This is a genomic window from Streptomyces sp. CA-111067 (assembly GCF_050956065.1).
Classification (GTDB): Bacteria; Actinomycetota; Actinomycetes; order Streptomycetales; family Streptomycetaceae; genus Actinacidiphila.
In genome coordinates this window covers 5325001-5342807 of the sequence record NZ_CP192103.1, presented here as the reverse complement: position 1 = coordinate 5342807, position 17807 = coordinate 5325001, and the positions used below count along the sequence as shown (strand labels likewise).

At 69.4% G+C, this 17807-nt stretch carries 15 protein-coding genes and 2 rRNA genes (1 of these 17 running past the window's edge); 5 read left to right on the top strand and 12 right to left on the bottom strand.

Features of this window, described 5'->3' with window-relative positions; translation table 11 throughout:
* Window positions 1–123: 123 nt before the first annotated feature.
* Window positions 124–834, bottom strand: coding sequence for a 3'-5' exonuclease (locus ACQPW6_RS23415; protein ID WP_433891633.1), 711 nt, complete (start codon window positions 832–834; stop codon window positions 124–126).
* A gap of 100 nt (window positions 835–934) precedes the next feature.
* Complete coding sequence (locus ACQPW6_RS23410) at window positions 935–1189, bottom strand: glutaredoxin family protein (RefSeq protein WP_433891632.1); 255 nt, start codon at window positions 1187–1189, stop codon at window positions 935–937.
* Between the two features lie 60 nt (window positions 1190–1249).
* Between ACQPW6_RS23410 and ACQPW6_RS23405 the strand changes: the two genes are divergently transcribed.
* From ACQPW6_RS23405 to ACQPW6_RS23395, 3 genes are all read left to right on the top strand, one after another.
* Complete coding sequence (locus ACQPW6_RS23405) at window positions 1250–2203, top strand: HAD family hydrolase (RefSeq protein ID WP_433891631.1); 954 nt, start codon at window positions 1250–1252, stop codon at window positions 2201–2203.
* 306 nt (window positions 2204–2509) lie between these two features.
* On the top strand, window positions 2510–3310 hold the full coding sequence (locus tag ACQPW6_RS23400; protein WP_433891630.1) for an ECF subfamily RNA polymerase sigma factor, BldN family: 801 nt from the start codon (window positions 2510–2512) through the stop codon (window positions 3308–3310).
* Between the two features lie 204 nt (window positions 3311–3514).
* Complete coding sequence (locus ACQPW6_RS23395; protein ID WP_433891629.1) at window positions 3515–4795, top strand: DUF5667 domain-containing protein; 1281 nt, start codon at window positions 3515–3517, stop codon at window positions 4793–4795.
* A gap of 208 nt (window positions 4796–5003) precedes the next feature.
* On the opposite strand, the gene ACQPW6_RS23390 is transcribed toward ACQPW6_RS23395, so the two are convergent.
* The 8 genes from ACQPW6_RS23390 to ACQPW6_RS23355 form a co-directional block, all read right to left on the bottom strand.
* Entirely contained in the window at window positions 5004–6182 is a 1179-nt protein-coding gene (locus tag ACQPW6_RS23390; protein WP_433891628.1) for a lysophospholipid acyltransferase family protein, read from the bottom strand.
* 42 nt (window positions 6183–6224) lie between these two features.
* Entirely contained in the window at window positions 6225–7268 is a 1044-nt protein-coding gene (locus tag ACQPW6_RS23385; RefSeq protein WP_433891627.1) for an NAD-dependent epimerase/dehydratase family protein, read from the bottom strand.
* Window positions 7269–7465: 197 nt separating this feature from the next.
* Complete coding sequence (locus ACQPW6_RS23380) at window positions 7466–7564, bottom strand: 30S ribosomal protein bS22 (protein ID WP_003948845.1); 99 nt, start codon at window positions 7562–7564, stop codon at window positions 7466–7468.
* A gap of 136 nt (window positions 7565–7700) precedes the next feature.
* Window positions 7701–7913 carry a helix-turn-helix domain-containing protein gene (locus ACQPW6_RS23375; protein ID WP_433891626.1) on the bottom strand — a complete coding sequence of 71 codons (213 nt, stop codon included), beginning with the start codon at window positions 7911–7913 and terminating at the stop codon, window positions 7701–7703.
* A 127-nt stretch (window positions 7914–8040) separates the two neighbouring features.
* The gene (locus ACQPW6_RS23370; protein WP_433891625.1) at window positions 8041–8886 is read right to left on the bottom strand and encodes a phosphatase; all 846 of its coding nucleotides are present in this window, start codon (window positions 8884–8886) and stop codon (window positions 8041–8043) included.
* 219 nt (window positions 8887–9105) lie between these two features.
* Window positions 9106–10281, bottom strand: coding sequence for an acetoin utilization protein AcuC (locus ACQPW6_RS23365; protein WP_433891624.1), 1176 nt, complete (start codon window positions 10279–10281; stop codon window positions 9106–9108).
* Window positions 10250–11509: an MFS transporter gene (locus ACQPW6_RS23360; protein WP_433891623.1), complete on the bottom strand. Its 1260-nt coding sequence runs from the start codon at window positions 11507–11509 to the stop codon at window positions 10250–10252. The genes ACQPW6_RS23365 and ACQPW6_RS23360 overlap by 32 nt, the downstream gene beginning before the upstream one ends.
* 151 nt (window positions 11510–11660) lie before the next feature.
* Window positions 11661–12308 carry an HAD family hydrolase gene (locus ACQPW6_RS23355; protein WP_433891622.1) on the bottom strand — a complete coding sequence of 216 codons (648 nt, stop codon included), beginning with the start codon at window positions 12306–12308 and terminating at the stop codon, window positions 11661–11663.
* A 122-nt stretch (window positions 12309–12430) separates the two neighbouring features.
* Here ACQPW6_RS23355 and ACQPW6_RS23350 point away from each other — a divergent pair, with 122 nt between their 5' ends.
* The gene (locus ACQPW6_RS23350) at window positions 12431–13678 is read left to right on the top strand and encodes a hypothetical protein (RefSeq protein WP_433891621.1); all 1248 of its coding nucleotides are present in this window, start codon (window positions 12431–12433) and stop codon (window positions 13676–13678) included.
* The gene (locus ACQPW6_RS23345; protein WP_433891620.1) at window positions 13675–14766 is read left to right on the top strand and encodes a hypothetical protein; all 1092 of its coding nucleotides are present in this window, start codon (window positions 13675–13677) and stop codon (window positions 14764–14766) included. The genes ACQPW6_RS23350 and ACQPW6_RS23345 overlap by 4 nt, the downstream gene beginning before the upstream one ends.
* Window positions 14767–14853: 87 nt before the next feature.
* Here ACQPW6_RS23345 and rrf read toward each other — a convergent pair.
* Both rrf and ACQPW6_RS23335 read right to left on the bottom strand, forming a co-directional pair.
* Window positions 14854–14970 (bottom strand): 5S ribosomal RNA (gene rrf / locus ACQPW6_RS23340).
* Between the two features lie 67 nt (window positions 14971–15037).
* Window positions 15038–17807 (bottom strand): 23S ribosomal RNA (locus ACQPW6_RS23335); it runs 354 nt beyond the window's last position.

Here is a 17807-nt window from a genome sequence, read left to right as displayed (position 1 = left end):
TGCGGTTAGAGCTGGGCTGAAGACGACCACGGTCTTTGGGGCCGCCCCGTGGATGCCAGGCTATGTCTTTGTGAACGCGTGCACAAAGATGGTGTCCGATTTGCCCGGCGGAAGTGATGGGCATCACGCGCTCTCATTACGGACATTGGACACGATTCGCAGCGCTGAATCGTTGCTGCGCCGGAGCCACAAGGCATCCGGGCCGGTCAGCAGCCCGGCGGTCGAGGGCCATTCGACCTCGGCGGCCAGCCGCAGCTGCTCCGCCAGGCCCGTATCGGCGCCCGCCGCAGTCGCGTCGGCGCCCGTTTCAGCCGGGTGCGTGACGTAGTGCGCGAACAGCCCGGCGGTGGCCCGGGCGTCACCGAGCGCGGTGTGCGGACGCCAGTCGGTGATCCCCAGCGCGTGCGCGCAGGCGCGCAGCGACAGGCCGTACGGTGCCGGGCCGTGCGCCGCCGCCAGCCGCATCGTGCACAGCTCGGGGACGGCCGGCATCCGCAAGCCGACCCGGCCGTACTCCGCCACCAGGAACGCCCGGTCGCAGCCGACGTTGTGGCCGACCAGCACCCGGCCGCGCAGCAGCGCCAGCAGCCTGGCCGCGACCCCGGCGAACCGGGGGGCGCCGCCCAGGTGGCTGCTCTCGATGCCGTGGATGTGGGTGGGGCCGACCGGGCCCTGCGGATCGATCAGCGTGCTGAACTCGCCCTGCGGCGCCAGGTCGGGACCCAGCAGCACGACCGCGAGCTCGACCACCCGGTGCCGCCGCGAGGACGAACCGGTGGCCTCCAGGTCGATGACGGCGTAGCCGTGCGCCTCCTGGATCCGGCCCGAGAGCATGTGTTCTCACTCCTCACACGTGCCCCCGGATGTACAAAACGACCTCGATCGTAATCGAATACCCGCAGTGGCAGGTAACGCCCGCAAAACGCCCTGTCGGCTAACCGGTCACGAGCGCGGCGCGCAGCCGCGCCTCGTCCACCCGCCAGAACGTGTGCTGCTCGCCGTCCACCAGTACCACCGGGATCTGCTCCCAGTACAGGGCGTGGAGCTCCTCGTCCTGGAGGATGTCCCGCTCCCGCACCTCGGCGCCGGTCTCCGCGGCGACCTTCTCCACCACCGCGCGGGCGTCGTCGCACAGGTGGCAGCCCGGCTTGCCGATCAGCGTCACGGTTCGCGCATTCGTACCCGTCATGACGGCCATTGTGCTCCGGCGCGCCACGGATCGGCCGTCCGCGGTGACTATGCTCGCGATATGGCCGCACTCAAATGGCTCACCCCGAGGAAGCACTCCGCCACCGAGCGCAGCGTGCTGGCCGGAGAGGCCGCCGCCGAGGCCGCGGAGGCGGCGGAAGCCGCGAAGGCCGCGGAAGCGGCGCAGGCAGATGCCGCCGAGACCGACGAGTCCGACGACCTCCCGCTCGCGGCGGTCGCCGGCGACGCGCGGGCGGCCGCGTTCTTCGACCTCGACAACACCGTGATGCAGGGCGCCGCGCTCTTCCACTTCGGCCGCGGGCTGTACAAGCGGAAGTTCTTCGACAAGCGCGACCTGCTGCGGTTCGCCTGGCAGCAGGCGTATTTCCGGCTGGCCGGCTCCGAGGACCCCGAGCACATGCAGGACGCCCGCGACAGCGCGCTGTCCATCGTCAAGGGCCACCGCGTCGAGGAACTGATGTCCATCGGCGAGGAGATCTACGACGAGTACATGGCCGGCAAGATCTGGCCCGGCACACGCGCGCTCGCCCAGGCCCACCTGGACGCCGGGCAGCGGGTCTGGCTGGTCACCGCCGCGCCGGTGGAGACCGCCACCATCATCGCCCGCCGCCTCGGCCTCACCGGAGCGCTCGGCACCGTCGCGGAGTCCGTGGACGGCGTCTACACCGGCCGGCTGACCGGCGAGCCGCTGCACGGCCAGGCCAAAGCCGAGGCGGTACGGGCGCTGGCCGCCGCGGAGAACCTGGACCTGGCCCGCTGCGCCGCCTACAGCGACTCCGCCAACGACATCCCGATACTGTCGCTGGTCGGCCACCCGTACGCGATCAACCCCGACGGCCGGCTGCGCAGGCACGCCCGTGCCCAGGGCTGGCGGCTGCGCGACTACCGCACCGGCCGCAAGGCGGCCAGGATCGGCATCCCGGCCGCGGCGGGCATGGGCGCGGTGGCCGGCGGCGCGGTCGCCGCGGTGGCGATCAGCCGCCGCCGTCGCTGAACGCGCCGCTGCCGGCGCCGGGCCCGTCACTGGTGTCCCGGTGCGCACACCCCGTCACACACGCACAACACGCACTCTGCGCGACCAATTCACGAGCAGAAGTGGTCAACGAACAGTCCACGTTCGATAATTGACCGGTCGCCAATCCGCTCAGGAAGTGGCGGAAACGGCGATTTACGCAACTCGGTGTAGCGTCGCCTGTACGAAGCGTTATTCTCCTCAGACGCATTCCGGTACCCACACGTCGCCACGACGGGTGAACGGTCCCGTACTGCACGTGATGGAAGTTCTGCCTCTGGGAGTCCCGTGTACCCACACGACGGGGTTGACACCTCCGGCCTGGCTGCGTTGCGCGCTCTGGTGATCGACTGCCTGACACGCACCGTCCCCACGTATGCCATGCCCGCCCTCGCCACGTCAGGTCCCACCGTCCCCGGTCCGGCGTACGCGCTGGCCGAAGTCAGCACAGCCGCAGGCAGACGCACTCGCAACAGTTCGAGCAACGGCCAGCAGGCCACCGCGAACGGCACGCACGCCAGGCGCCCCGCATCCGACACCGACAGCGGCCGGATGATGGACCTGGTCGAACGCGCCCAGGACGGCGAGACCGAGGCCTTCGGCAAGCTGTACGACCACTACAGCGACACCGTGTATCGCTACATCTACTACCGGGTGGGCAGCAAGGCCACCGCCGAGGACCTGACCAGCGAGACGTTCCTGCGCGCCCTGCGCCGGATCGGCACGTTCACCTGGCAGGGCCGCGACTTCGGCGCCTGGCTGGTCACGATCGCCCGCAACCTGGTCGCCGACCACTTCAAGTCGAGCCGTTTCCGGCTCGAAGTGACCACCGGCGAGATGCTCGACGCCAACGAGGTCGAACGCAGCCCCGAGGACTCCGTGCTGGAGTCGCTGTCCAACGAGGCGCTGCTGACGGCCGTCCGCAAGCTCAACCCGCAGCAGCAGGAGTGCGTGACGCTGCGCTTCCTGCAAGGGCTGTCGGTGGCCGAGACCGCCCGCGTGATGGGCAAGAACGAGGGCGCGATCAAAACGCTGCAATACCGGGCGGTCCGCACCCTGGCACGGCTGCTGCCGGAAGACGCCCGGTGAAGGTGAAGTGTCCCCCCGATGGCCCCGGCCAGATCATCAGACCTGCGTAACCCAACTGGCCAAAGACTCGTTGCATCACATGCAGACACCGCTGTGCCCAACGCCGCCGATTACTGTTCACTCGATCGGGTGGACGGTGATCGGGGGTGCAACTTCCGGGCGGCACGGGGAGTCGAGTGTGGATGACGAGAGGAGGTGCCGCCCGTGATCGGACAGGCAACGGCACACCGCCGGGCGAACGCCTTCGCCCAGGCCCTTGACGACACCGTCGTCACCGGGGAGGCCACCGGCGAGCACGGTTCCGATGGCGCCCGGGGCGAGCAGGGCGCACCAAGCACCCATGCCGCCGCCCGGCACGCCGATCAGGAGCAGGCCACGCTGCTGGCGCTGGCCGCTTCGCTCAGCTCCCGGCCCAGGCCGGTGCTCGACGCGGAGAAGAAGACCGTGCAGCGGGCGCAGCTGCTCGCCGCGATGGAGCAGGCGCTCGCCGACGGCAGCTTCGCAGTGCCCGCCAGGGTGCCCGAGCAGCGCGGCGAGAGCGGCCGCGGCGCACACGCGCTGCGCAAGCTCGCACCGCGCTCCCGGCTGTCCCGCCGGCTCGCGGTCGGCGGCCTCACGGTCGGCGTCGCGGCGGGCGCGTTCGGCGGGGTCGCGGCGGCCAGCACCAACGCGCTGCCCGGCGACACCCTCTACGGCCTCAAGCGGGGCATGGAGGACATCAAGCTGGACATGGCCAACGGGGACGCCTCTCGGGGCAAGGTCTACCTGGACATGGCGGGCACCCGGATGCAGGAGGCCCGCCGGCTGATGGACCGCGGGCGCGGCGGCGATCTGGACCCGGAGTCGGTGGCCGAGGTCCGCAGGACGCTGTCCGGCATGCACCACGAGGTGACCGAGGGGCACCGGCTGCTCAGCCAGGCGTACCAGCAGGACGGCTCGCTGCAGTCGATGGAGACGCTGAACAGGTTCACCGCGAGCAACCGGGTCGGCTGGAGCGAACTGGCGGGCAAGCTGCCCAGCCAGCTCACCGATGTCTCCGACCAGGTGAGCTCGGCCTTCGCCGCCATAGACCAAGAGGTGGCGCCGCTGGAGTCGATGCTGCCGGCTCCGCATGAGGGCAAGGGCAAGCACGCCGCGCCCGGCGGTGACAGCGGCACCGGCCGCACGGGTTCCGCCGGTGGCACCGGCGGCGGCCGGTCCGGCACGAGCTCGGCGACGCCGTCCACGACGGCCTCGGCGGGCATCCCGGCCCGCCCGGGCGACGGCAGCGCCCAGAGCGCGACCCCGGCCCCGTCCCAGACGGCCCCCAACGGCCTGATCGGCGGCTCCGGCAACCTCCTGGACCAGTCCCCGCCCCCCACGTCCCCCGAGACCCCGTCAAGCACTCCCACGACCCCCTCCCACCACTCCGTCACCCTCCCCCCGCTCCTCCCCGGCCTCCTCCCCGGCCTGGGCCTGACAGACGACGACGACTCAGACGGCTGACCCCCCGGCTGCGCCTGCGCGAGCAGCCGACCCCGGCTTCACCAGGGGCGCGGGGAACTGCGCGACAAGCCACGACGGTGGCGCGGGTGGCCACCGGCCCGAAGGGGCTGGTGCTGTTGCTCCCCGGCCTCCGACCGTCCGTGGCTTAGCGCGCAGTTCCCCGCGCCCCTTCAAAACCCCGGGCGAAGCCCGGAGCGCCCGTTCGGCCTCAGAAGAACACCGACCGCCGCTGGACCAGAAGCTCGTAAAGGGTGTGCTGGATCGTCTCGCGGACCTGGTCCGTCAGGTTGAAGACCAGCATCGGGTCCTCCGCTGCCTCCGGCGGGTAGCCGTCCGTCGGGATCGGGGTGCCGAACTGGATCGTCCACTTTGTCGGGAGGGGGACCAGGCCCAGCGGGCCCAGCCAGGGGAAGGTCGGGGTCAGGGGGAAGTAGGGGAAGCCGAGTACCCGGGCCATCGTGCGGGAGTTGCCGACCATCGGGTAGATCTCCTCCGCGCCCACCACCGAGCACGGGATGATCGGCACGCCCGTCTTGAGCGCGGTCGCCACGAAACCTCCGCGGCCGAACCGCTGCAGCTTGTAGCGGTCCGCGAACGGCTTGCCCAGGCCCTTGAAGCCCTCGGGCATCACCCCGACGACCTCGCCCCGCTCCAGCAGCGACTGCGCGTCCTCCGCGCAGGCCAGCGTGTGGCCGAGCTTGCGGGCCAGCTCGTTGATCAGCGGCACCATGAACACCAGGTCCGCGGCGAGCAGCCGCAGGTGCCGGCCGGCCGGGTGGTGGTCGTGCACGGCGACCTGCGTCATCAGGCCGTCCAGCGGCAGCGTCCCCGAGTGGTTGGACACCACCAGCGCGCCGCCCTCGGCCGGGATGTTCTCGATCCCCTTGACCTCGACCCTGAAGTACCCGTCGAACAGCGGCCGCAGCACCGACATCAGCACCTGGTCGGTGAGCTCGGCGTCGTACCCGAACTCGTCCACCTCGTACTCGCCGGTGACCCTGCGGCGCAGGAACGACAGCCCGGAGGCCACCTTCCGCTCCCACGGGCCGCCGAGCATCCGGTCGGCGATCCCGCCGAGCGCGTCGCCGACCGAGCCTGAGCGGGCCGCCTCGGCGGTCTCCGGCCGCGGGCCGTCCTCCGGGCGAACGCCCCTGGCCTGCGCGGGAATCCCGGCGGCCGGATCGGCGGAGGCCGCACCGGGGTCGTCCGGCACCGCGGCCAGCGGCAGCTGCGGCTGCTGCGCCGAGCCGGCGCCCTCATCGCCGCCGCCGGCGACCTGCTTCTTACGCACGCCCGCCGCCGCCCGCCCCCGCGGCGGCCGGCCCGCGCCGCCGCCACGACGCGTCCGCGAATCCTCGTCGAACGGGATGACCTTGGCGTCTGCCATGGGTCGGCTCCTTCTTGCTGGCCTTCTTGCGGGGGGAGGCGGTCACGCGCGGTCGGGACCGGCCGGGAGCGCCGCCGCCAGGCGATCGACGGTCCGTGCCAGCCGCTCGGGCGGCAGCAGACCGGGGCCGCGGCTGCGGGCGAAGTCGTAGAACGTCTCCGCCGTGCTGTACGTGGGTACGAATCCGAGCGTCTCACGCATCTGCCGGGTGTCCACCACCCTGCCGTGGGTGAGCAGCCTGATCTGCTCCCGGGCGAAGTCGGTGACACCCGCGGTGCGCAGCATCTGCCCGATCCAGGTGATCGCGGGAAGCAGCACCGGCACCGTCGGCTTGCCCAGCCGCCGCGCGGTCTGCGACAGCAGCAGGACCCCGTCGCCCGCGATGTTGAACGTGCCGCTGTTGAGCGTGCCGCGCCGCGCGTCGAGGCAGGACAGCACCAGGACGTCGATCACGTCGTCCTCGTGCACGAACTGCAGCCGCGGGTCGTAGCCGAGGACGGTGGGCAGCACCGGCAGCGCGAAGAACTCCGCCAGCGGGGTGTCGGGGTGCGGCCCGAGGATGTTGGCGAACCGCAGCACGGCCACCGCCACGTCGGGCCGCCGCCTGGCGAAGCCGCGCACGTAGCCCTCGACCTCGACGGCGTCCTTGGCGAAGCCTCCGGTGGGCAGCGACTTGACCGGCGTGGTCTCGGTGAAGACCGCGGGATCGCGCGGCGCGGAGCCGTAGACGCTGGTGGTGGACTTCACCACGAGGCGCTGCACGCCGGGCGCCTTCTGGCACGCGCCGAGCAGCTGCATCGTGCCGATGACGTTGGTCTCCTTGGACTGGGTGCGGCCGCCGCTGCCCAGCGCGGTGCCGCTGACGTCCAGGTGCACCACGGTGTCGACCGCGTGCTGCGCGAGGATCTTGGCGATCATCGGCTGCCGGATGTCGGCCCGGACGAACTCCGCGTCCCCGAGCCCGTGCTCCGGCGCGACGGCGTCCACCGCGATCACCCGGCTCACGTCGGGTTCGCTCTGCACGCGCCGGACGAACCGGCCGCCGAGCTGTCGCGCGACGCCGGTGACGAGCACCACCTTGCCCACGGTTCAGCGCCTTCCTGAGGGGATGAGGGAACCGTACCTCCCCCGTGTCACCAGGCGGTGACGCCGGGCGGGCGCGCCGTGAACGACGCTCTGCGGGCGCGCCGTGAACGCCGTCGGACGGCCCCGGGAACGCCACTGCCCCCCTCTGCCGCCTACGGGCGGTGGAGGGGGGCAGGAAGAGCGGCGTAGAGCGTCGCTTACTTCTTGTTGCGGCGCTGAACACGCGTCCGCTTCAGCAGCTTGCGATGCTTCTTCTTGGCCATCCGCTTACGCCGCTTCTTGATGACAGAGCCCACGACTACCCTCGCTTCGTTTTCACTCGGTGCGGGGCGTCCGAGCCCACACGACCTACGTCGGCCAAGCCTACCCGTCCGGAGCGGACGAGCATAAACCGAGGCCCACGCAGGCGGTCATCGGCCCGTCAGGGCTCTCTCAGGCAGATTCCACCCCCACGTAGGACTCGCGGAGGTAGTCGTGCACCGCCTGCTCCGGGACGCGGAACGAACGTCCGACCCGGATCGCCGGCAGATGGCCGCTGTGCACCAAGCGGTACACGGTCATCTTCGACACTCGCATCACTGCGGCCACCTCGGCGACAGTGAGGAATACGACCTCGTTGAGAGGTCGGGTTTCGGTTGTAGTCATGACACACCTGAACCTTCCGCACATGACGGCCCCCGGCTTCCCCTCCGGCGACTCCAACAGCATGTGCGCTCTCAACTAGATTAGGGGCGCATGATGCAAGTGGGGAAGAGGAGTTGCCAATGGTTGACTACTGTGACAGCCACGCCCGATTGAGTACGTAGCGAGTAAGCGGCCGGTAGTAATCCGATCGGACGGTGTCATCGAGGGGCACCGCGACCGATACCCGGCCTTCCGCTTCCGCCACGAAGACGGCCGGATCGTCGGCGTCCGCGAGGCCGATCGACTCGATCCCCAACTGGCCTGCCCCGCATACGAATCCGTGGTCCCCGACCACGAGTTTGGGCAGCACACCGCCCTGTTCCGCGGCGGCCGCGAGGGCCGCTCTGACCGGCAGCGGGGAGTGGGTGTGGGCACCGGAGCGGGGGCCCGGCGGGGGGCCGCCGGAGGGGTGTTCCGCACCCGTCGGGAGGTCTGCGGGGCGGGCGACCGCGACACCTCCGACGTACCAGAGATTGTGTCGGCGTACGCCGAACTGCGTCGGCATGTCCACACTGCGAGCGTAGGCGGGGGTGAGGACGACACAGCCTGCCGCCGACAGGGCAGCGGCCAAAGATGCGTAGAAGCCGAGGAGACGATGTGGATGTCCTGTGCCCAAGAGCACCGGGATCCGGTCATGCGCGGCCCGCGCGAGGCGCTCGGCGAAGGCGTCCAGGGCGGCGAGTGTGCAGTCGGGGTCGATGACGTCCTGGCCCGAGGTGTCCGCGGGGTCGGCGGAGACGCCGCAGCGCTCGGACATGAGTTTGAGGAGCTCGGCGGTGCTCCACTCGCCTTCCGGGTCCAGGCCCAGGGTCTGCCGGGGGTCGCGGGCGGCGAACAGCCGGTAGCTGTGCAGGCTCCGCTCACGCGGGGTGGAGACACGGCCGGCCAGCCCGGCCTTCACCAGATGCGCGCGTAGCGCGCCGACACTCTGCACGAGGTTGATCTTTACGCCCGCGAGCCCGGGTGTCCGCTAAATCGCGAAAAACACCCCGCCCGAGTGAACGCGGCCCCCTGCGGGGAGCTTGCGGAGCACGATCGGGTGCGGCGCCGTCGTGGCTGGTCGCGCAGTTCCCCGCGCCCCTTACGGGGCGACTGCTCGCGCCCACGCGGCGGCAGCCGCACATCAGACACAGCCCCGCCCCTTACGGGGCAACTACGGGAGCAGGCCGTGCAGGGGGAAGACCGTGCGGCGGGTGGTCAGGATGGACTGGTCGACTCGGTTGGAGGGGTCGTAGCCGGCGGTCAGGAAGTCGGGCCAGGCGGGCCGCAGGCCGTCGGTCATGCGGCGGGGGGCCTCCTGGCGGGTGCGGGCGTAGACCTCGTGGCGCCAGTCCTCCGGGGTCGGGGTCTCCGGGGGTACCGGGGCGCCCGCCGCGATGGCGACCAGATGCGCCCAGGAGCGCGGCACGACGTCCGTCACCGCGTAACCGCCGCCGCCGAGCGCCACCCACCGCCCCTCCGCGTGCTCGTGCGCGAGCGCGTGGCACGCCTCCGCGACCACCCGCTGCGCGTCCAGCGACACCGCCAGGTGCGCCTGCGAGTCCTCGACGTGCGTGTCCGCGCCGTGCTGCGTGACGAGCACCTGCGGCCGGAACGCCGCCACCAGCTCCGGCACCACCGCGTGGAACGCCCGCAGCCACCCGGCGTCCCCGGTCCCGGCCGGCAGCGGGACGTTGACGGCGCCCCCCTCGGCCGCCGGCCCGCCCGTCTCCTCCGCCCAGCCGCTCACGAACGGGAAGAGCGTCCGCGGGTGCTCGTGCAGCGAGATCGTCAGCACCCGCGGGTCGTCCCAGAACACCGTCTGCACGCCGTCCCCGTGGTGGACGTCCACATCGACGTAGACCACCCGCTCCGCGCCGAGCTCCAGCAGCCGCGCCACCGCGAGCGCCGGGTCGTTGTAGACGCAGAAGCCGGCCGCCGCCCCGGGCATCGCGTGGTGCAGGCCGCCGGCGAAGTTCACCGCGTGCCGCACGTCGCCGCTCCAGACCGCCTCGGCCGCGCCGACCGACTGCCCGGCGATCAGCGCCGACGCCTCGTGCATCGCGGCGAACGCCGGGTTGTCCATGGTGCCGAGCCCGTAGTCGAGTTCCGGCGCCTTCGGGTCGGCCGAAACCCGCCGCACCGCGGCCACGTAGTCCGCCCGGTGCACCAGGGCGAGCGTGGAGTCCCCGGCGGCCGGCGCCGCCACCACGGAGAGCTCCCGGTCGATGCCCAGGTCCCGTACCAGGCTGCGGGTCAGGGACAGCCGCACCGGGTCCATCGGGTGCCCGGGGCCGAAGTCGTACCGCGTGACCCGCTCATCCCACATCAACTGTGCTCGGCCGCTCATGGCCGACACCGTACCCGGGCGGCCCGGCGGCGAAGGACTTGGCGTAGCGCAGCGTCAGCCCGACGAGCAGCATCGGTACGATCATCGCCGCGCGATAGCTCCACGCCTCCCCCAGCGCCCCCACCAGCGGCGATCCCACCAAGAACCCGACGTAGTTGAAGATGTTCAGCCGGGCGATGGCAGAATCCGACGCGTCGGGGAACATCCGCCCGGCCGCCGCGAACGTCTGCGGCACGATCACGCACAGGCCGAGCCCCAGCAGCGTGAACCCGAGCATCCCCACCCACGGCCCTGGCGCGATCGCGACCACCGCGAACCCGGCCATCGCCACCACCGTGCCCAGCCGTACGACGGCCACGGCACCGTACCGCCGCACCCCGAAGTCGCCGACCGACCGGCCGATCAGCGTGGTGACCATGTAGACGGCGTACGGGACGGTGGACAGCTGCTCCGAGCTGTGCAGGGTGTCTTCCAGGTACTTCGCGCTCCAGTTGGAGACGGTCGAGTCGCCGATGTACGCGAACGCCATCACCAGGCAGAGCGGCATCAGCAGCCGCATCACGACCTGCTGCTGTACGGACGGGCCCGCAGACGTGGCGCCCTCGCGTTCCGCCACCGCCTTCTGCGGCTCCTGGTCGGCGTACCAGCGGCTGGCGACCAGCGTCAGCGGGATCAGCACCGCCACGGCGGGCCCGTACACCGTCACCAGCGACACGTGCCAGTGCGCGCCCGACCAGGCCAGGCACGCCCCGACGATGCCGCCGAGGCTGTACGCGGCGTGGAAGCCGAGCATGATGCTCGTGCCGTACGCCCGCTGCAGGCTCACCCCGAGCATGTTCATCGACGCGTCGAGCCCGCCGACGCACACGCCGAACAGCGCCAGCGTCACCGCCGCCACCCACAGCCGGTCGCCGGCGCCGAGCCCGAGCAGCACCAGGGCGACGACCGGCTGCACCCAGCGCAGTACGACGCTGGGCCTGACCCGCTTCACCAGCTGCTCGGTGCCCACGCTGCCGAACCCGGCCAGGATCGGCACCGCCGCCAGGAACACCGGCAGCAGGCCGTCGCTGATGCCGTAGCGGTCCTGGATGGCCGGAATCCGCGTCACCAGGAGGGCGAACAGCGCCCCCTGCGCGAAGAAGCTGACCGAGAGCGCGGCCCTGCCGTACCGCAGGCGCGGCGGCGGGCCGGCCGTCGTGGCCGGGGCGGCGGCGGGAACGTCGTCCATGAGCGTGCAGCGTAAACGCGGAAGCTACGGATGAGTAGGTACCGGGGATCACAATTGCGCCCGGCGCCGTCGGGAAGTGGTCCAGACCGGTGATAACGCGCCCCTGCACGGGTTGCGGGCGGCGCGGCCCCCGGGTGCGGGCGGCGCGGGATCAGCGCAGCAGCAGGTCGGGCAGCTCCGCCATGGCGCCGAACAGCGCGGTCGCGCCGTCGAGCCGGGCGGCCGGCGTCATCGCCGTGAAGCCGAAGACGTCCATCCCGGCCGCGCGGGCCGCCGCCACGCCCAGCGGGCTGTCCTCGACCACCGCGCACCTTGCGGGCGGTACGCCCATCGTCGCGGCCGCGTGCAGGAACAGGTCAGGCGCCGGCTTCCCGCGCCCCACGTCCTGCGAGGAGAAGATCCGCCCCTCGCCGAACCGGTCGTAGAGCCCGGTGGTGCGCAGCGCCACCCGGATCCTGGCGTGCGTGCCGGACGAGGCCAGGCAGTACGGCACCTCGTCCGCGGCGAGCTTGTCCAGGACGGTGGCCACGCCCGCGACCGGCCGCAGCTCGCGCTCGAACGCGGCGAACACCCGCCGCTGGTACGCCTCGTCGAAGCCCTCGGGCAGCGTCTGCCCCGACCGCTCCCGGACGACGTCGTGGATCCGGTGCGCGGCCCCGCCCATGAAGTCCCTGATCGAGTCCTCGTAGCTGGTCGGATGCCCGAGTTCGGTGAGGTGCGCGGCGAGGATGCGGTTGGAGATCGGCTCGCTGTCCACGAGCACGCCGTCGTTGTCGAAGATGACCAGGTCGTACTGCACGCGCACACTCTAATTGGCGTAACCGGCGCTGAAATACGCTGCCTATTACGGAACTTACGGGGTGCACCCGGCAAAATGATCCGCCACTCGGCCCGATCCACGGGCCGAATCTGGGGGGAATCATGCGAAACACCGCAAAGCGGTTACGGAATCAGCGCTTCCAGGGCGGCCGGGGCGGCCTGCGGGGCGCGGGGGCGGCCAGGGGGGCCGCCGTCGCGTTCGCCACGCTGGCGTGCACCGTGACGGGTGTCACCGCCGCTTCGGCCACCGAGCCCGGGTCCGCGCCGGGATCCGCACCCGGGTCCGCGCCCGCGCCGAGCGCCTGCGGCACCCCGGCCGTGCGGCTGCTCGACCGGCTGCCGTCCACCGGCCCCGCAACCGACACGGTCACCGGCATCGGCGCCGGCTCGCTCACTGTCGGCAGCACCGGGAACGTCCCCGTGTACTGGACCGGCACCACCGTGCACCGCGTGCCGCTGCCCGCCGGCTACACCACCGGCAAGGTCGCGGCCGTCAACAAACTCGGCCTGATGGCCGGTACGGTCAGCGGCCCGTCGGGCAGCCGCGCCTTCCGCTACACCGCCGGCGCCACCACGTCCCAGCTCCTCGACAGCGGCACGTATGCCGCCGGCGTCAACGACAACGGCCGGATCACCGGCGGCAACACCACCACCGGCAAGGCGTACGTGTGGGCGGGCACGCACGTCGAACGCACCCTGGCCGTGCCGGCGGGCCGCAGCCGGCCGACGGTGGCCGGCATCGCCAAGGACGGCACGGTGGTCGGCAGCGTCCAGGCCGCCGACGCGGACGGCAACTCCGGCGAGGTCGCAGCCGTCTGGGCCGCCGTCGCCTCCGGCGCCACCACCACGGTCACCGCGCACGACCTGCTGCCCGTCGTCATCAACAACGACACGGACACCTTCGCCACCGCCGTCGACGAGCACGGCCGGATCGTCGGCAACCTCGACTACTTCCACCAGGACCTGGGCATCGGCGTCTACTGGGACCGCCCCTACACCGCCGACTACACCCAGATCGGCAGCCTGGCCGGCCACGAGGACAAGGGCCTGCTCTCGGCCACCAGCCCCACCACGGGCCTGATCGCCGGCACCGCGCAGTTCCCCGAGGGCATCCCGCCGATCACCCCGGTGGACCAGCCGGAGATCTGGACGCCGGGCGGCCCGTTCCGCGCCCTGCCGAGCCTGGCCGCCGACGCCCCGGCGGGCGCGGAGTCCGCGGGCGACAACGGCTCGGTCGGCGGCTGGGCGTACGACGCCGACCCGTACGACGGGGACGGCGTGCGGCAGCCGGTGGTGTGGACCTGTGCCGTCCAGCAGGCGTTCGTCCCGCCGCAGCGGAGTGCCTCGTGAACCGCCGTACGGTGACCGCCTCGGTGCTGGCTCTGGCCGCCGGGCTGGCCGTCCAACTGCCCGCCGCCACCGGCGCCTCGGCCGCCGGAAGCTGCGCGCACCCGAAGATCAAGGTGCTCGGCACGCTGCCCGGAGGCGGCGGCGTGGTCAACGCGCTGGGCCGCGGCACGATCGCGGCGGGCAGCAGCGCGGGCGTCCCCGCGTACTGGATCGGCGACACCGCACTGAAGGTGCCGTTCCCGGCGGGCTACAGCTACGGCTCGGTCGCCGCGATCAACCGCCACGACCTGATGGTCGGCAACGTGAACGACAACGCCACCGGCAGGGACGTCGCCTTCAGCTACCGGATCGGCGCCGCGAAGGCGAAGTTCCTGCCCGGCGGAACGTACGCGCGGGCCGTCAACGACAGCGGCCAGATCGCCGGCGGCGACGCGTACGACTACCCGCTGAGCGGCTACATCTGGAAGGGTGGCGCCATCCAGCGCACCCTCACCCTTCCCTTCCCGTCCGGTACATCCAGCATCAGCACCATTACCGGCATGAACAACCAGGGCACGGTCATCGGAGCCGGCTCGGAACTCGTCAACGGCACCTTCGCCCAGGTGGGCCTGGTCTGGCCGGCCGACCCCACCGCGCCCGCGGTCGCCCTGCTGCCGATCGACAGCACGGACGACAGCGGCATCTCCGTGGCCCCCCAGGACATCGACGAGCACGGCCGCATCGTCGGCGCCACCGAGAGCTACTGGGCGGACAGCTCCTACGAGACGTACTGGGACGCCCCCTACACCGCCGACGGCACCCGGCTGGCGGGCCTGCCCGGCATCTACAACGGCGGCTACCTGCGCGCGATCAGCCCCACCACCGGCCTGGTGGTGGGCGAGTCCCCCGAGTCGTACTCGGACGCTCCGGGCGTCGCCGAGATCTGGACGGGCACGGGCCCGATCCGCGCTCTGCCAGGACTGCTGCCGGGCGCCGACACCGGCGCCGAAGCCGCCGCCGACAACGGCAACGCCGGCGGCTTCGCGGTCGACGCGGGCGGCGTCGAACCGGTGATCTGGACGTGCGCGGCGCAGCAGGCCCTGCCGTAAGCCGGTAGGCGCCGGTAGAACGCAGAAATGCCTCAGCCCCCGAACCGTGACGGTTCGGGGGCTGAGGCACACTTCAATCTAAAGTTTGTTCGGCGGCGTCCTACTCTCCCACAGGGTCCCCCCTGCAGTACCATCGGCGCTTTGAGGCTTAGCTTCCGGGTTCGGAATGTAACCGGGCGTTTCCCTCACGCTATGACCACCGAAACACAATGAAACAACAGCGGTACAACACGCTGGTTGCCTCAGAACTACACAGTGGACGCGTACAACTATGGACAAGCCCTCGGCCTATTAGTACCGGTCAGCTCCACCCCTCACAGGGCTTCCACATCCGGCCTATCAACCCAGTCGTCTACTGGGAGCCTTACCCCCTCAAGGGGGTGGGAGTCCTCATCTCGAAGCAGGCTTCCCGCTTAGATGCTTTCAGCGGTTATCCCTCCCGAACGTAGCCAACCAGCCATGCCCTTGGCAGGACAACTGGCACACCAGAGGTTCGTCCGTCCCGGTCCTCTCGTACTAGGGACAGCCCTTCTCAAGACTCCTACGCGCGCAGCGGATAGGGACCGAACTGTCTCACGACGTTCTAAACCCAGCTCGCGTACCGCTTTAATGGGCGAACAGCCCAACCCTTGGGACCGACTCCAGCCCCAGGATGCGACGAGCCGACATCGAGGTGCCAAACCATCCCGTCGATATGGACTCTTGGGGAAGATCAGCCTGTTATCCCCGGGGTACCTTTTATCCGTTGAGCGACGGCGCTTCCACAAGCCACCGCCGGATCACTAGTCCCTACTTTCGTACCTGCTCGACCCGTCAGTCTCACAGTCAAGCTCCCTTGTGCACTTACACTCAACACCTGATTGCCAACCAGGCTGAGGGAACCTTTGGGCGCCTCCGTTACTCTTTAGGAGGCAACCGCCCCAGTTAAACTACCCACCAGACACTGTCCCTGATCCGGATCACGGACCGAGGTTAGACATCCAGCACGACCAGAGTGGTATTTCAACGACGACTCCCCGATGGCTGGCGCCACCGGCTCACAGTCTCCCACCTATCCTACACAAGCCGAACCGAACACCAATATCAAGCTATAGTAAAGGTCCCGGGGTCTTTCCGTCCTGCTGCGCGAAACGAGCATCTTTACTCGTAGTGCAATTTCACCGGGCCTATGGTTGAGACAGTCGAGAAGTCGTTACGCCATTCGTGCAGGTCGGAACTTACCCGACAAGGAATTTCGCTACCTTAGGATGGTTATAGTTACCACCGCCGTTTACTGGCGCTTAAGTTCTCAGCTTCGCCACGACGAATCATGACTAACCGGTCCCCTTAACGTTCCAGCACCGGGCAGGCGTCAGTCCGTATACATCGCCTTACGGCTTCGCACGGACCTGTGTTTTTAGTAAACAGTCGCTTCTCGCTGGTCTCTGCGGCCACCCCCAGCTCAAGGAGCAAGTCCTCTCACCAGTGATGGCCCCCTTCTCCCGAAGTTACGGGGGCATTTTGCCGAGTTCCTTAACCATAGTTCACCCGAACGCCTCGGTATTCTCTACCTGACCACCTGAGTCGGTTTAGGGTACGGGCCGCCATAAAACTCGCTAGAGGCTTTTCTCGACAGCATAGGATCATCCACTTCACCACAATCGGCTCGGCATCAGGTCTCAGACTATGTGCGCGACGGATTTACCTACCGCACGTCCTACACCCTTACCCCGGGACAACCACCGCCCGGGCTGGACTACCTTCCTGCGTCACCCCATCGCTTACCTACTACTCCCTCGGGTCAGCGGCTCCACCACTCCCACCTCGTCCGAAGACTCAGCAGGCGGCTTCACGGCTTTAGCATCAGAAGATTCAGCATTGGGCGTTTCATAGCGGGTACCGGAATATCAACCGGTTGTCCATCGACTACGCCTGTCGGCCTCGCCTTAGGTCCCGACTTACCCTGGGCAGATCAGCTTGACCCAGGAACCCTTAGTCAATCGGCGCAAGAGTTTCCCACTCTTGTATCGCTACTCATGCCTGCATTCTCACTCGTGAACCGTCCACCACTGCCTTCCGGCGCGGCTTCACCCGGCACACGACGCTCCCCTACCCATCACAGCGGGCGTTGGCCCTATTGCTGCAATGACACGACTTCGGCGGTACGCTTGAGCCCCGCTACATTGTCGGCGCGGAATCACTTGACCAGTGAGCTATTACGCACTCTTTCAAGGATGGCTGCTTCTAAGCCAACCTCCTGGTTGTCTCTGCGACTCCACATCCTTTCCCACTTAGCGTACGCTTAGGGGCCTTAGTCGATGCTCTGGGCTGTTTCCCTCTCGACCATGGAGCTTATCCCCCACAGTCTCACTGCCGCGCTCTCACTTACCGGCATTCGGAGTTTGGCTAAGGTCAGTAACCCGGCAGGGCCCATCGCCTATCCAGTGCTCTACCTCCGGCAAGAAACACACGACGCTGCACCTAAATGCATTTCGGGGAGAACCAGCTATCACGGAGTTTGATTGGCCTTTCACCCCTAACCACAGGTCATCCCCCAGGTTTTCAACCCTGGTGGGTTCGGTCCTCCACGACCTCTTACAGCCGCTTCAACCTGCCCATGGCTAGATCACTCCGCTTCGGGTCTTGAGCATGCTACTCAGCCGCCCTATTCGGACTCGCTTTCGCTACGGCTTCCCCACACGGGTTAACCTCGCAACACACCGCAAACTCGCAGGCTCATTCTTCAAAAGGCACGCAGTCACGACGATACGTGCAAGCACGTATCGCGACGCTCCCACGGCTTGTAGGCACACGGTTTCAGGTACTATTTCACTCCGCTCCCGCGGTACTTTTCACCATTCCCTCACGGTACTATCCGCTATCGGTCACCAGGGAATATTTAGGCTTAACGGGTGGTCCCGCCAGATTCACACAGGATTTCTCGGGCCCTGTGCTACTTGGGTGGTTCCCAAAAGAGCCGTACAGATTTCAGCTACGGGGGTCTTACCCTCTACGCCGGACCTTTCGCATGTCCTTCGCCTACCCATACGGTTTCTGACTCT

Excerpts from the sequence above, each read along its gene's own strand:
- ACQPW6_RS23350 (WP_433891621.1), top strand. The coding sequence starts at position 12,431 with ATGCGAAACACCGCAAAGCGGTTACGGAATCAGCGCTTCCAGGGCGGC.
- ACQPW6_RS23405 (WP_433891631.1), top strand. The coding sequence starts at position 1,250 with ATGGCCGCACTCAAATGGCTCACCCCGAGGAAGCACTCCGCCACCGAG.
- ACQPW6_RS23390 (WP_433891628.1), bottom strand. The coding sequence starts at position 6,182 with ATGGCAGACGCCAAGGTCATCCCGTTCGACGAGGATTCGCGGACGCGT.
- ACQPW6_RS23415 (WP_433891633.1), bottom strand. The coding sequence starts at position 834 with ATGCTCTCGGGCCGGATCCAGGAGGCGCACGGCTACGCCGTCATCGAC.
- ACQPW6_RS23410 (WP_433891632.1), bottom strand. The coding sequence starts at position 1,189 with ATGACGGGTACGAATGCGCGAACCGTGACGCTGATCGGCAAGCCGGGC.
- ACQPW6_RS23360 (WP_433891623.1), bottom strand. The coding sequence starts at position 11,509 with ATGGACGACGTTCCCGCCGCCGCCCCGGCCACGACGGCCGGCCCGCCG.
- ACQPW6_RS23365 (WP_433891624.1), bottom strand. The coding sequence starts at position 10,281 with ATGAGCGGCCGAGCACAGTTGATGTGGGATGAGCGGGTCACGCGGTAC.
- ACQPW6_RS23375 (WP_433891626.1), bottom strand. The coding sequence starts at position 7,913 with ATGACTACAACCGAAACCCGACCTCTCAACGAGGTCGTATTCCTCACT.